This is a genomic window from Zhongshania antarctica, assembly GCF_014202945.1.
Lineage (GTDB): Bacteria > Pseudomonadota > Gammaproteobacteria > Pseudomonadales > Spongiibacteraceae > Spongiibacter > Spongiibacter antarcticus.
The window spans coordinates 119,910-133,792 of record NZ_JACHHW010000001.1; the positions used below are offsets into that span (position 1 = coordinate 119,910).

The window sequence follows — 13,883 nt, forward strand, 5'->3', positions numbered from 1 at the left end:
CAGGCGTGACTTAGATCACAAAAAATGCGGGAGAAAATCAAATAACAGCGCCCTACGACACGGAGCTTTTGGACTGCGCACTATTGGTATGCGTATATTAAAATTGAAGCTCCACTGCTGAAGTTTATCGACGTGAAGTACTTAAAGGGAGATATGTCAGAAGAAAGACATCTCAGCGGTTTGAGATGCCCTTGTCGCAATTAAAAATTCAGTTTTAACCGCCAGAAAAAGTCCACTTCCAATGCCGACAGGGATTTTTTGTCTAGATTGTCGTCGTACATTGGTGTCGCAGCGATCAACTCGGTTTCAAAGGTCTTGCCAAGTTCAAGCTTCACACTAAACCCGGCATCCGCAATCGCGCGAACATCGCCTGCGCTACCGGCAGCATCCTCGTACCAGGCTTGCCCGTACTCCACAAAAACGACAGGCGTAAAATTCAGCCCTGCAAAGGGAAGCCCATTACTCTCTAGCGCAAGCTTTGTGTACAAGCCCGAATCACCGACCAACACACCCGGCAAATAGGCACTGAGGCCACTACCACCACCCAAAAAGAACTGCTGTTGCAGGGGTAACTGCTTTTTATCAGAATATTGACTAATAAAATCCCACTTTACGCTGACCCAGTCGGCAACGGCCATCTTCAAGCCACCACGGGGCTTAAAAATAAGGAACTCGCCGGTTCGGCGACCCGTGGCGACAACCCCCTCCCTACTGTCCGTTCCCAGTGTTCCTGCGTCGGCCTCTAATCCCGCTTCAAGCAAACCCTGCGCAGTTAATTGGGTACCAAAGCCGAACAAGCGCATCACCTTGGTGTACTTCACGCCCAACTCTAAGCTTGTGTGGGGTTCATCTAGAGCCAAACCGTAATCCTTCACCTCGATATAGCTATCAATTTTCTCTATGCGCTGTGATGTCGTCAGACGCTGAAAACTGTCGCTGGAGATTACCTGCTCGCCACTGAACGCAATCGATTTGGTTTCAGAATATAAATTAAGGGTTGTATTTGTTCCGTCCGGTGACGGAAAAAGCGGCGTACCACTACCAAGCCCGTTTAAATCCAAGCCCAGCAGCGCCTCACTGACATCGCAAATTAGCGCTAAGGTACATAGCCCCGTCGAGTTTCCGCCAGCATCTCCACCCACATCACCCGTCAAAGAAACATCCGCATCTCTCGCGTACTCGATATACCGCGCCTCTAAACCATAGAGGCCGAAACTGCTCGGGTAGTTCAAGCGAAAGGTATAGCCGTCGTAATAGTCGCCGCCATTCACTTCGCCCAATTCAGTTAGCGCACGATCATACGCAAATGAGGCCTCAACACCCGATTTAAAGTCATGTTTGAGACTGACATTGCCAAAGTAGCGGCCAAGAAACCGATTACCAAAATTATTCACGCTAAAATCAAGATCAGTGCTGTCATAATCGGCTTTGGGCTTTTCGGTGAACACGAGGGTGTAGGCTTCCGGATCCCCCCCCACCTGGTAACTAACGGCGTAATCCAAACCAGCGCGATCACTCTTCAAATTTGCCAGCACCTGTTTACTGCCAAACTCCGATTTTTGCAGATCTTTGTCGCCTATCAACGTCGAAAAATACGGGTATATATTATCTGGCGCCTTCACCGCCGCTAAATTCCCGTTAATAACATGAGCAAAAATCGTGTTTTCGCGTTGCGCAAAGTAGATCGTCACCAATAAATGGCCCAATTGGTAATAAGCTTGATTTAGTGCACTCACCGCCTGCGCGGGCGACTGCGCGGCAGCCATAATCATGTTTAGCTGTTCACGACTTAGGTAGCGATTACCGGAAATTTTTAAAGTGTAATCGCCAATATTCACATCGACGATATTGTCAGAATGCAGGGCCGCGTATTGTTCTATACGTTCCGCTGTAGAAGCCTGCGGTGGTATTACTGGCGGTAAATCAATAGCCATAATGTCTCCATTCTTTGTTTTTTAACTCAGTACTGAGCTTTATTCTTTATCACAACGAGCTCTACTCGCCGGTTCCGCGCTCGGGCAGCGGCCAACGCCTGCCCCTCGAGTCCATCAACACTTATTAGCGGACGACTTTCGCCATATCCTGTAACAACAAGCATCTCTGCGGGCACACCCTCCGCAAGAAAATAGCTTTTAACGGCATACGCCCGACGCTCAGACAAGCGTTGGTTATAGCGCTCACTTCCCAGATCATCAGTATGACCAGAAATTTCAAATTTACGCTTAGGATTTTCTTTTAGAATTCTTGCTGCCTGACGGAGTGTCGCTACAGAAGAGGTTGTTAGCAAGGCGGTGTCCACGGCAAATGTTACGCCGCGCAGCTCCAGCGGTGCAGCTGGATCAAGGTGACAACCCGATGGCAATACCATTACATTAGCGGGCGAATTTAGGCACCGGTCCTGGCTATCGCAAACACTGTCATTATCTTTATCAATGCAGCGATACGCACCACCTTTAGAGACACCACCTAAAGAATCACCTTTTGAAGTTGGCACTTTGTCTTTACTATTATCAAAACTGCTCCCCGAGCCATCGCTGGCACCCGGTAGCTCAATGGTTAAAACCGTGGGATCAACATTTCCGCCACTGGCGGTATCCTGTAAAAACTCAAGGACAGCGCCCTGAGAGTCACCTATACCTAATAAGGGAGCTAAGGCTCCACCTACTGGTTCGTCGGCAACCGGAGCGCCCAGTAGCAATATATCTTGACCGCTAATACTCACACCAAGAAGCGTGCTGTCGCCGAGCACCTCGACACCCAATAAATTATCAAAGCCGTCGACCCCACCGCTCAGCAAATCCACATCCGACAAGGCGCCAGTCACAGGCGCGGTAAGCGAGCTTCCTAATAATTCAACGTTAACGAGTTGCGCACGCAAAAACGGCGACATTGCGACAACGCTAATCATCAATAAAAGTAACCGCGCTAATCGAGCCAAAAGAGGGATTCACTCCGCATTAAAAGCAAATAAGGCACTATAAAACCACGCTGAGCACTGCATCCGCATCACTCATGACAAGTTATTCACAGTATATCTGTAGTGTGGCATAACATCACTGCTTTACCAAACAGCAAAAAGCCAGCCCCTAACAGAAAAGACTGGCTTAAAACACACTATTTTCAGTCAACCAAAGTTCCAACAACACCCTATAAATTTAGGGTTTCACGCTATTAAAGTGGGCTATCGCCACCGGACAAGGCCATTAAATTGGTTTGCAAATTGGCCACGGTGGTTTCAATGGTTGGCAGAATTGCTTCTATACTCGCTTGGGCTGCTGCTGGATCGGTCGCCAATACATCAACAACATCCGTTACTGTATCAAACAAGCCATCGCTGCCACTGATATCGTCAGCCAGTTGATCAATGGTAAACGTCACTTGCGTTACATAGCCCGCGAGAGGATTGGCGCCCCCACCACCAGCCAGTGAGGCGAGATCAACAGGGAGTGCATCTAAGCCCGGAAGACCGCCATTAGCCAAAGACGCAGGATCAATCGGCAAGGCATCTAAACCTGGCAAGCCACCATCGGCCAAGACAGACGGATCAATTGGCAATGCATCCAAACTCGGAGCACCACCGCCATCGCCGCCAGCCAAAGACGCGAGGTCAATCGGCAGTGCGTCTAAACCGGGTAAACCACCATCGGCTAAACTAGTAGGGTCAATTGGCAATGCATCCAAACCCGGCGCACCGCCGCCACCACCGCCAGCCAAAGACGCGGGGTCAATCGGTAGCGCATCTAAACCGGGCAAATTACCATCTGCTAAAGCAGCGGGGTCAAAAGGCAGTGAAGAGTCACCACCGGCACCGCTCAACGCCATTAAATTTGCCTGTAAATCAGTAAGCGCCGTCACCAATGTCGCTGGCACCACTTGAATGCTCTCTGGCAGCATTGCCGGATCAAGGACCAAGGTATCAACAACATCCGTCACCGCATCGACTGTGCTGTCATCACTTCCGAGATCGACCGCCAGTTCATCTGCAGCGAAAGTTAGCTGGGTTACATAGCCCGCCAGAGGATTAGCGCCGCCACCCCCACCGCCGCCCAGGGAAGCTGGATCGATAGGCAGTGCATCTAAACTCGGCAAGCCGCCACCTGGCAAAGATGCTGGGTCAACGGGCAGCGCATCCAAACCAGGTAAGCCGCCGCCAGCAAGCGCCGCGGGATCAACGGGTAGCGCGTCTAAACCGGGTAAACCACCAGCGGACAAAGTTTCTAACTGTGCATCCAAACTGCTAAGTTGATCCGTCAGCATAGACAAGGGCGTTCCCGCTAAGGCGCCAGCTATCGGGTCAACTACCGGCGCTATCGGCCCCGCAAGCGAAACAGATGTCATTGATGCTATTGCTGCTGCTAATGCTAATTTTTTCATTGATGGTGTTTTCATGATACCTACCCCGGATAATGTCCATATTTTATTTTGCCAATGCCACGTCATAACATATGACCGCAGCCCAAAATGGCCATGCTGTAAACCATAGTACGTGAAAGTACAGATTGACTTTAGTGATTCACGTCACAGAGTTAACAGACTAACAGACAAACAGACAAACTTATAGGCACTAAAATTGAATAAAATCAGAAGAAATGCCGTCACATATGACGATAAGACAGCATCTGCAAACTCAAGTTCACATATAATTATTATGAGTATTAGAGCTTATATAGCAGTCCCAAAGACCTTGTACGGAACTGCTGCATTTAACGAAGTGTAATAAATTTTTTAACTTGACATTAATTTTTCCTGAACTGCGTCAAAATCCCAATACGCTTTGAGGGAGGAAATTTTTCCACTATTATCCGCTTTATAAACAACGACCATATCCATTTCCATTTTTAGATCATTTGGCAAATTATTCACCAAGTGGACCAAGTTGGCACATTCGTCGCCAGCAGGAAATGATGACAAAATCGTAAATTCAATTTTGCCCGGCGCAATAATTAAATCCCAAAACCCCGCAATTGCTTCCTTGCCACTGTGGCCTTCACCACTTGGATCGAGTGGCGATTTTCCAACCGGATCTTGAACCACGGCCACGTCTGAAAACAGTGCCAACCACGCTTCCTTATCTCCCTGCTCTACGTACTTGCCTGACAAACGGCTCGCCGCCAGCGCTGCCTGTGCATTTCCCATTGTATTTCTCCTAAATAACTAAACGATAAATATGCTGACTAATAGCACGCACTTAAAAATCAGCGTTGAAAGAAACCACGCTAGCCTGCCATGAGGTACCCGGCAATAATTGGTCATTAGCAATGCGCGTGGCATACTGTCAGCTGAAGCCACAACAGGCACTTAGCGCCGAGACCTCATTAAAAGCCTCTGATAGTCGCAATAAAGTGCCCTGTTGGAACATCGCCCATTCGACGTAGCACCGACGATATACAACCGCATATTCATCAGGATTTATCATGAATGATTTTGCCCCTAATGGGCTTTTGAGAAACCCCCACGCCCAATCCATTTTAGCGTCGACTAAATTGCGAAAATTACGCAGCTACCCCCGCTCGCGAGCGATGCTCAATGCCAGCAAGACCGTTGTTTTAGATTGCGGTGCAGGCCAACAGTTATTGGGCGAGCACGCCGCTCATGCGGTTCGCAGCAAGGGCTTAATAACTCTCATTCACGGCTGGGAAGGCAGCTCCCAATCAACTTATATGCTTTCCGCTGGCGGCAGCCTGTTTGCAGCAGGTTACGACGTATTTAGGCTTAACCTGCGCGACCACGGGCCTAGCCATCACCTTAACCGCGAACTGTTTAACTCTGCACGACTCGATGAGGTGGTGGGCGCAATTCAAGCAATCCACAAAACCTACCCCCAGCAGTGGCAATTTTTAGCAGGCTTTTCACTGGGCGGCAATTTCGCGCTGCGGGTCGCAGCAGAGGCGGCAAAAGCTGATCTACAAATCAAACAAACCGTGGCTATTTGCCCGGTAGTTGATCCGGCGAAAACCATGATTGCCCTCGAGCAAGGTTGGTGGGTTTACGAGAAATATTTTGTTCGGAAATGGCAAAAATCCCTGCGCAAAAAAATCAATTTATACCCAGAGCTAGGTTACCAGAACAGCTTATTTAAGCTAAAAACATTGCGCGATATGAACAACTACTTTATTCCAAACCACACTGAGTTTGGCGATGCCGCCGATTACTTTCAGGCTTACTCCATCGCCGAAGATGCCTTGGTAAATTTAAACGCTCCGGCCCACATCATTGCCGCGCAAGACGACCCTATTATTTTGGCGGAGGATTTCGCGCGCCTGGCCGAGAGTAAATACCTTAGCATCGAAACCAAGCGCTACGGCGGCCACTGCGGCTTCGTTAAAAACTATCAACTCGACAGCTGGTTAGACGAACGTTTACTCGAGCTGATTAACCTACGGCGCTACCCAACGGGTGATCCCGCCAAAAGTAATCAACAATCGTAGCTAGACTCACGTCACGGCGATTTGTTCGGCAATCGCCAGTAAACGCACTGCCTCCTCAACGTGCAAGGCTTCAACCAGACGGCCGTCAACCAACACGACGGCTTTACCTTCTGCCGTAGCTTCTTGCCAAGCTACCTGGATCTTTTCCGCTCGCGCCAAGGCTTCCACTGACGGCGAAAATAAGCGATTGGTGATGGCAATTTGCTTAGGGTGAATCAGGGTCTTGCCATCAAAACCGAGCTCGACGCCCTGCTCGCACGCCAAGGTCAAGCCATTCTCATCATCCAGATCCAGATGTACACCGTCAAAAACGTCAATGCCATTCGCACGGGCCGCCAAAACACACAAGCCAAGAGAGGTCAGCATCCCAAGCCGCTGAGGAGTGTGGGGTACACGCAAATCTTTGGCGAGGTCTGAGGTGCCTAGCACAATGGCATCCATGCGCTCGTGAGCGCCGGCTATTTCATTAACCGCCAATATCCCTCGTGGCGTTTCTGCCATCGCCCACAATTTTAAGTCGGCGCGGGCGCCAGCCTGTTTCAAGACCTGAACCACGGCGTGAATTTCTGCCGCTGACTCGACTTTTGGCAGGCACAGAGCGGCAATCGACGCGGTCGCAAACGCCTCAATATCCTTTCGGCCCCACTCGGTATCGAAGCCATTCACCCGCACCACGAGTTCGCGCCGGCCGTAGCCACCAGCCATAACCGCCGCTAGCACCTGCTCTCTCGCCAACGCCTTTTGCGCTGGTGACACCGCATCTTCCAGATCCAAGATCAAAACATCGGCGTCTAGACTACGCGCCTTCTCTAAAGCTCGGGCATTGGAACCAGGCATATACAGTACTGAGCGACGCGGATTAACGGCCATAAGACACTCTCTATAATGTAAAAGGCCGTCAGTTTACCACAGCTAAGCCGCTGACTTATCCGGCGCTAGTGGACTGCAGGCAAGCATTAATTGCGAATCATTATCAATTAGCGATAGAATATCCACCCCGCTTCTCCAGAGAAGCCAGTTTTCATTGCGGAGTCTGTTAATGTCAGCGCTGTTTCGCCACCCCCTAGCCCTTATTGCCTGTTTAATTCTCTCTGGCTTCGCTCAGGCTGAAGCCAAACCTGCGGCAAAAGTCGATGCGCTAGCGGTGGTTAAACATTATGCCGACCTCGGCCACGCAATTTATAGCGATGCCGAAAGTAGCGCTCGCCAATTGCAAATTCAGGTTGAAACCTTTTTGCAAGCGCCAGATCAAGAAGGCTTAATTGCAGCGCAAAAAGCATGGCAAACCGCACGTATTCCCTACCAGCAAAGCGAAGCGTTTCGCTTTGGAAACCCAGTGGTAGATGACTGGGAGCACCAACTTAATAGCTGGCCACTCGACGAGGGGCTAATCGACTACGTCGCCGACGATTATTTTGCCGCCCTGGGTAATATTGGCGGTGACCTTAATATTATCGCCAATGCCCGCATTAATCTGGGTGGCGAGATTATTGACGCCAGTACGATTAACGCCGAGTTGTTACGCGGCCTCCATGAGCTCGGCGGCTCCGCAGCCAATGTTGCCACGGGCTACCACGCTATTGAATTTTTACTATGGGGGCAGGACCTCCACGGTCACGAACTCGGCGCGGGTGAACGTCCCTACACCGATTACAGCCAAGGCGCGCAATGCAGTCACGGCAATTGTGACCGGCGCGCCGCTTATTTGCGCACGGCGGTCAGTATCCTGGTAGAAGACCTCAGTTATATGACCAAACAGTGGGCGCCAAACCACGCCGGCAATTACCGCAGCCAGTTGCTCGCCCTCAACAAGCAAATTGTCTTAGCGAGAATTTTCAACGGCATGGGATCACTGTCATTAGGCGAGCTAGGTGGTGAACGGATAAAAGTATCACTAGAAGCCAACTCAACAGAAGATGAACACGACTGTTTTAGCGACAACACCCATTGGTCTCACTACTACAACGGCCTGGGTATTGAAAATGTGTACCTCGGTCGCTACCAGCGACTCAATGGTGACATTTTACGTGGCCCGTCACTAAGTGATTTAGTCCAGCAGGCAAGCCCCGACGTCGACAAGAAAACTCGGCAGACTCTGAGCGCAACCATGGCAAGTTTAAAGGCATTAAGCGATACCGCCGAAGCCAAGGAAAAGCCAATGAAATTTGACATGCTTATCGCGGAGGGTAATCAGCGAGGCGAAGATATTCTCAGCGCCATTCTGAAAGACCTGGTAGCGCAAACTCGCGCCTTTGAAGCCGCGGCAGCGGCTATTAAAATCGACCCAACAGCCACAGGCCTATAAACCTTGCCGAGGCCGCGCACGATATCACCGTCGATGCTGCTACTGTGCGCCGTCATTGCATTATCGGCCTGCAAAAGCCACGCGCCACTCCCCTTAGACAGTGGCGCCAGCTTTAGCCTTGCCTCAGACTCACCACGTATTCTTGAACAGGCCCAGCCTCAACTCAGTATGGAGCAGAAACTCGATTGGGCGGTGGGAAAAAGCTTTGCCAATCAAGCCTGGGTGAGCGCACCCGCCAGCACCCGCGCGCGCGACGGCCTTGGGCCATTGTTTAACGCCAACAGCTGTGTCGCCTGCCACCAGCACAATGGCCAAGGCCAATTACCGGAACACGGCCCTGGCCTGATACTGCGCATCGCCGCCATTGGCGCAAACCATAATGCCTATGGCGAGCAGCTCCAAGATCACGCGCTACTCGGCAACCGAGCCGAAGGGCAGATTGCGTGGCGCGACATTGCATCGGCGGGTCAGGCAGCCAGCGAACAAACTAGCTTAAGTCACCGCCAGTATTTTATGGTGCAAGCGAACTATGGCGATACTAACGGTATGGCGTTTTCAGCGCGGCTTGCCCCCGCCTTAATCGGCATGGGTTTATTAAACAGTATCTCTGACGAACTGCTCGTTAAACGCAGTGATCCTGAGGATCGCGACGGCAACGGTATTTCTGGCCGTGTCGAACTGCGCTGGGACGAACAACAACAAAAACTGCGCCCCGGCCGCTTTGGCTGGAAGGCCAGCCAAGCCAGTCTTAAGCAACAAGTCGCCTTGGCCTTTAGCCAAGACTTGGGTATTCGCTCGACCATTTATTCAGCGCCAAATTGCCCGCCCATTATGCCAAACTGCGACCCAGAGTTTGCGCTAAGCGAAAACCCAGAGCCGGAAATAAGTGCAAAATTGCTAAATGCCGTTACTTACTATATTGCCAATCTCGCGGTGCCGAGCATACAAAAAAAGCCTGACTTACAAACGGGCTACCAGCACTTTATTAAGCTCGGTTGCGCCGACTGCCACATTCCAGCAACCGAAATCAACACCGCTGCTTTTGGCTTGCAACCATCACTTACTAGCGTGACTACGCAAAAAGAAACCATTTACCCCTTTAGCGATCTATTGCTGCACGACATGGGTCCAGAACTTGCTGACAGCGCCGATACCGACAACACCCCAGCCACAGAATGGCGCACCGCGCCGCTTTGGGGGCTAGGAATACGCAGTCGAGACGACACTCAAACACGCCTGCTTCACGACGGTCGCGCCAAATCCGTCGAAGAGGCTATACGCTGGCATGGCGGCGAGGCTGAGCGTAGCCGTCAAAATTACCAACAACTTGATTCTCACTCACAAACGGCTCTGCTACATTTTCTTAAGGCACTGTAATGAAATTACCAACCCTGAGCGCCCCTCAATTAAAAGTGATGACCCACAGCCTGCTGCTTATTGCCGCCATAGGTTTAACCGCCGCCTGTAGTCCGCCCCCCTCAGAAAAAGTGCTGATAAACACCAGCAAATTGGCTATTTTACCCGCGCACGAACGCTTTTCACTTAGCAGCCAGGCGCTGGCCCTCGCTGCGGATAGTTTTTGTGCCGCGCCAAGCAGCGAGGGCCTCGACCTCGTCCGCACTCACTGGCGAACCACCGTGGACAGCTGGTCTGGGGTGCAAAACCTGCAATTTGGCCCTCTGCTCATCGACAATCAAGCCTGGAAAATTCAATTTTGGCCCGACAAAAAGAACTTGATTGCCCGCAAAGTTGAAGTACTTATACGCAGTGACGAAGTATTAAACGAAAAACGTATCGACGACGCCAGCGTTGTCGTACAAGGCCTGTCGTCGCTAGAATACTTGCTGTTTGACGGGAAGCTCGGCTCTCTAAAGAGCTATGCGAATACCGACACCAGCACTCGCCGCTGCGCGCTATTGGTCGCGGTGACCGGTCATTTACACGGAGTTGCTAACGGCCTATACGATGCATGGCGTCCAGAGTCAGGCAACTACCTGCAGGCGTTTACTAAAACTGGCCCCGATAATCCAGAATACCCCGACGACAATGTGGCACTCGCTAATTTACTCGACACCCTCGTGGCCGGCGTTGAACTCATTAAACGGGACAAATTTGAGCGCCCCTTAGGCCTTGCAAGCAGCGACGGCCAAGCACAAATTTACCTGCTCGAATGGTGGCGGAGCCAATATTCCAGAGAGGCGATCACCGCCAATCTCATGGCATTAAAAACGGTGTTTACTGCGGCAAGCGGCTATGGCTTAGACGACTATTTAACCAGCGTTAAGCAACACAGCGATTTAAGCGCACAAATCCAACAGCACTTTGACAGCAGTCTCAGCGCCGCCAACGCCATACCCAATAGTTTGTTTAGTAGCCCAGCGCCCCGCGACCAAGCCGAGCTTATTGCGTTTCAAAACGAAATTACCACGCTGCTTTCTTTACTGAAATCTGATTTGCCCACGGCCTTAGGTATCAGCCTTGGGTTTAACGCCAAAGACGGCGACTAAATTAACAAGCTCTGCGCCACCAGCAATCAGAAAATTTGAGGAACACCATGCAACGTCGTCGCTTTATCCTCGCCTCTGGCGCCCTCCTGAGCACACCATTTGTGGGCGTGTCGCCAGCACTGGCCAAAACTGCCAAATTCACACCGGTTCTCAGCGCCGCCAGCGATGACGACGGCAAGCATATAGGCGTGTGGCGCGACGATCACTGGCAGCTGTCTCAAAAAATCGCCCACCGTGGTCACGACAGCCTATTCCATCGCCAGCGTCAGGAGCTGGTTTTTTTCTCTCGTCGACCTGGCCGTGAAATGTATATTGTCGACGCGAAACACGGCGGCTTGCTGCACACCGTAAGCAGTGAAGATGGCTACCACTACTACGGTCACGGCTGCCTAAGTGCCGATGGCCGCTACTTATACACCACTGAAAATTATTTTGCCGATGATGGCGCGGGCAGTATCGGTGTTTACGACTGCCAGCAAGATTATCAGTGTGTTGGCCATATGGACTGCGACGGCATTGGCCCTCACGAACTGGCACTGATGCCCGACGGCAAGACCTTGGCCATTGCCATTGGCGGCATTAAAACCTTGCCCGCCAGTGGCAGAAAAACACTGAACCCAAATACCATGACGCCCGCGCTGCACTACTTAGATATTGCCTCCGGAAGGGTCGTAGAGCGCCACGCTGCACCACATTTCCAATTGAGCCTCCGCCATCTGGACGTTAGCGCAAGCGGTCAAGTTATTATTGGCGCCCAATTCCAAGGTAGTCTGCCATCGCGACTGCCGCTGGTATACAGCCATCAGCGGGGCGCCGCCCTCACTGCAATGAGCTATGGCGAACTGCCTTTGCAATTTAAACAAGACTATATTGCCAGCATTAGTATTGACGCGCAGGGCATACACGCCGTGACTAGCTGCCCCCGCGACAATCTCGTCTGCCTCTGGGATCTCCGTAGTTTGCAGTTACAACAGGTATACTCCTTGCGAGACAGTGCCGGGGCCATTTATGACGCCGCTTATCAGCAGTTTATTTTAAGCAATGGCAATGGCCAGCTAATGGCGTTAAAGCCCGAGCAAACGAAATTGATTCCCCTTGCCTACGCCCCTGGAACCCATTGGGATAACCACCTAACACTATTGCGCTGAACACGATTAAGGAAGCAATATGAAACGCAGAACCCTTATCAAAAGCAGTGCCACCGCGCTGCTCGCCAGCTCACTGCCAAAATTGAGCTTGGCCATGGCCTCAGCAGATAAGAGTGGCAAGCCCCGCTACGACTACATTCTTACTGCGGAACCCGCCACCGCGCGCCTGGCAAAAGACGGTGACAGCCACATTCTCGGTTTTAACGGCCAGTTTCCAGCGCCAATAATTCGCGCCAAACAGGGTCAGCCGCTGCGCGTGAAATTCATTAACAAATTGGATGAACCCAGTACCATTCACTGGCATGGTATACGGCTCGATATCGCCATGGACGGGGTTCCCTATTTAACCCAAGCTCCGGTGCCCGCCGGCGGCAGCTTTATTTATGAATTCACTTGCCCCGACGCGGGCACCTTTTGGTACCACCCCCACATGAATAGTGTTGAACAATTGGGCAAAGGCTTAGTGGGCGCGCTAATTGTTGAAGAGCGCGATCTCCCCGATTATCACGACGTGATTATTGGCATGAAAGACTGGCGCCTAAAAGCCGATGGCAGCTATTTGCCACTGTCCATCCCTAGAGAAGCCGCACGCGCAGGAACACTGGGCACCTTAGCCACAATCAACGGCTCAGAAAAGCCAGTCATCGACGTGCCCGCAGGAGAACGGCTGCGCTTACGGTTTTTAAACCTAGACAATACCCGAGTTTACAATCTCAGTTTACGGAATGACGAGGCCAAAGTGATTGCCATTGACGGCAGCCCGGTGGCTAAGCCCTATACTTTAGAGGTTCACCCTACCGGCGCGGGTATGCGTCTAGACGTCGGCTTAATTAGCCCCAATAAACTGGGTGTCGAGATTCCGATTTACGATATGAAGGGGCGCTTTGGCGTCGAGATTTGTCGTTTAAAAACGGTTGCTGGCGGTAAGACTAAGGCCGTAAAAACAGGGATACCCGCGCTACCTGCCAACCCAATACCAGCGCCACAGCTGGCGGCCGCTGAAACTCTTAGCTTTGTGTTTGAATGGGCCGGCGCCCTGTCACCAAGCAACAAAGATGGCCAAGTTGACCACAGTTTTTGGCTAATCAATCGCCGCGCTTGGAACGACCACAGCCACCAAAACTTACCCGCGCCCCTCGCCACACTAAAACTGGGGCAAAGCTATATAGTCGAATTGCACAATGCCACGCCACATCACCACCCTATTCATCTCCATGGCTTAATCTTTACCGTGTTGGAATCTGACAAACGGGAACTCACGCCCTATCACACCGACACCATTTTATTGGAGAAAAACGAGCGTGCTAAAATCGCCTTTGTGGCCGACAACCCAGGCCGTTGGATGTTCCACTGCCATGTAATCGAACACATGCAGACGGGACTCATGGGCTATATCACTATTGCCTAAAGGTCTATACAACACGCAATAAACGAAATTTATTACTGGTGATTGGAGATAACTAGCCGGTTAAAGCGCAAACCCTGCGTAGGCTTA

11 protein-coding genes are annotated in these 13,883 nt (G+C 51.3%); 6 read left to right on the top strand and 5 right to left on the bottom strand.

Annotation, left to right across the window (positions count from 1 at the left end; genetic code table 11):
• Positions 1–200: 200 nt before the first annotated feature.
• From HNQ57_RS00555 to HNQ57_RS00570, 4 genes are all read right to left on the bottom strand, one after another.
• A complete protein-coding gene (locus tag HNQ57_RS00555; protein WP_184460693.1) occupies positions 201–1,934 on the bottom strand; it encodes a ShlB/FhaC/HecB family hemolysin secretion/activation protein in 1,734 nt (577 codons plus the stop codon).
• Positions 1,935–1,960: 26 nt separating this feature from the next.
• Positions 1,961–2,908, bottom strand: a complete 948-nt coding sequence (locus HNQ57_RS00560; RefSeq protein WP_184460694.1) for an OmpA family protein — start codon at positions 2,906–2,908, stop codon at positions 1,961–1,963.
• Between the two features lie 263 nt (positions 2,909–3,171).
• Positions 3,172–4,389, bottom strand: coding sequence for a hypothetical protein (locus HNQ57_RS00565; protein ID WP_184460695.1), 1,218 nt, complete (start codon positions 4,387–4,389; stop codon positions 3,172–3,174).
• A gap of 336 nt (positions 4,390–4,725) precedes the next feature.
• Entirely contained in the window at positions 4,726–5,136 is a 411-nt protein-coding gene (locus HNQ57_RS00570; RefSeq protein ID WP_184460696.1) for a nuclear transport factor 2 family protein, read from the bottom strand.
• 278 nt (positions 5,137–5,414) lie between these two features.
• Here HNQ57_RS00570 and HNQ57_RS00575 point away from each other — a divergent pair, with 278 nt between their 5' ends.
• Positions 5,415–6,428 carry a YheT family hydrolase gene (locus tag HNQ57_RS00575; RefSeq protein WP_184460697.1) on the top strand — a complete coding sequence of 338 codons (1,014 nt, stop codon included), beginning with the start codon at positions 5,415–5,417 and terminating at the stop codon, positions 6,426–6,428.
• A 6-nt stretch (positions 6,429–6,434) separates the two neighbouring features.
• Here the strand turns inward: HNQ57_RS00575 and HNQ57_RS00580 are convergent, their stop codons facing one another.
• Positions 6,435–7,298 carry an HpcH/HpaI aldolase/citrate lyase family protein gene (locus HNQ57_RS00580; protein ID WP_184460698.1) on the bottom strand — a complete coding sequence of 288 codons (864 nt, stop codon included), beginning with the start codon at positions 7,296–7,298 and terminating at the stop codon, positions 6,435–6,437.
• A gap of 169 nt (positions 7,299–7,467) precedes the next feature.
• Between HNQ57_RS00580 and HNQ57_RS00585 the strand changes: the two genes are divergently transcribed.
• Genes HNQ57_RS00585 through HNQ57_RS00605 form a run of 5 tightly spaced genes read left to right on the top strand, consistent with a single transcriptional unit; the run spans position 7,468 to position 13,796 of the window.
• Complete coding sequence (locus HNQ57_RS00585; RefSeq protein ID WP_184460699.1) at positions 7,468–8,733, top strand: imelysin family protein; 1,266 nt, start codon at positions 7,468–7,470, stop codon at positions 8,731–8,733.
• A 33-nt stretch (positions 8,734–8,766) separates the two neighbouring features.
• Complete coding sequence (locus tag HNQ57_RS00590; protein ID WP_184460700.1) at positions 8,767–10,110, top strand: di-heme oxidoredictase family protein; 1,344 nt, start codon at positions 8,767–8,769, stop codon at positions 10,108–10,110.
• The gene (locus HNQ57_RS00595) at positions 10,110–11,240 is read left to right on the top strand and encodes an imelysin family protein (protein ID WP_184460701.1); all 1,131 of its coding nucleotides are present in this window, start codon (positions 10,110–10,112) and stop codon (positions 11,238–11,240) included. Before HNQ57_RS00590 ends, HNQ57_RS00595 begins: the two co-directional genes overlap by 1 nt.
• 47 nt (positions 11,241–11,287) lie before the next feature.
• Positions 11,288–12,388: a DUF1513 domain-containing protein gene (locus HNQ57_RS00600; protein WP_184460702.1), complete on the top strand. Its 1,101-nt coding sequence runs from the start codon at positions 11,288–11,290 to the stop codon at positions 12,386–12,388.
• Between the two features lie 19 nt (positions 12,389–12,407).
• On the top strand, positions 12,408–13,796 hold the full coding sequence (locus HNQ57_RS00605) for a multicopper oxidase family protein (RefSeq protein ID WP_184460703.1): 1,389 nt from the start codon (positions 12,408–12,410) through the stop codon (positions 13,794–13,796).
• The last annotated feature ends 87 nt before the right edge of the window (positions 13,797–13,883 follow it).

Bases quoted from the DNA above. Each gene is read 5' to 3' on its own strand.
- HNQ57_RS00555 (WP_184460693.1), bottom strand. From the start codon at position 1,934: ATGGCTATTGATTTACCGCCAGTAATACCACCGCAGGCTTCTACAGCG.
- HNQ57_RS00560 (WP_184460694.1), bottom strand. From the start codon at position 2,908: ATGATTAGCGTTGTCGCAATGTCGCCGTTTTTGCGTGCGCAACTCGTT.
- HNQ57_RS00565 (WP_184460695.1), bottom strand. From the start codon at position 4,389: ATGAAAACACCATCAATGAAAAAATTAGCATTAGCAGCAGCAATAGCA.
- HNQ57_RS00570 (WP_184460696.1), bottom strand. From the start codon at position 5,136: ATGGGAAATGCACAGGCAGCGCTGGCGGCGAGCCGTTTGTCAGGCAAG.
- HNQ57_RS00575 (WP_184460697.1), top strand. From the start codon at position 5,415: ATGAATGATTTTGCCCCTAATGGGCTTTTGAGAAACCCCCACGCCCAA.
- HNQ57_RS00580 (WP_184460698.1), bottom strand. From the start codon at position 7,298: ATGGCCGTTAATCCGCGTCGCTCAGTACTGTATATGCCTGGTTCCAAT.
- HNQ57_RS00585 (WP_184460699.1), top strand. From the start codon at position 7,468: ATGTCAGCGCTGTTTCGCCACCCCCTAGCCCTTATTGCCTGTTTAATT.
- HNQ57_RS00590 (WP_184460700.1), top strand. From the start codon at position 8,767: ATGCTGCTACTGTGCGCCGTCATTGCATTATCGGCCTGCAAAAGCCAC.
- HNQ57_RS00595 (WP_184460701.1), top strand. From the start codon at position 10,110: ATGAAATTACCAACCCTGAGCGCCCCTCAATTAAAAGTGATGACCCAC.
- HNQ57_RS00600 (WP_184460702.1), top strand. From the start codon at position 11,288: ATGCAACGTCGTCGCTTTATCCTCGCCTCTGGCGCCCTCCTGAGCACA.
- HNQ57_RS00605 (WP_184460703.1), top strand. From the start codon at position 12,408: ATGAAACGCAGAACCCTTATCAAAAGCAGTGCCACCGCGCTGCTCGCC.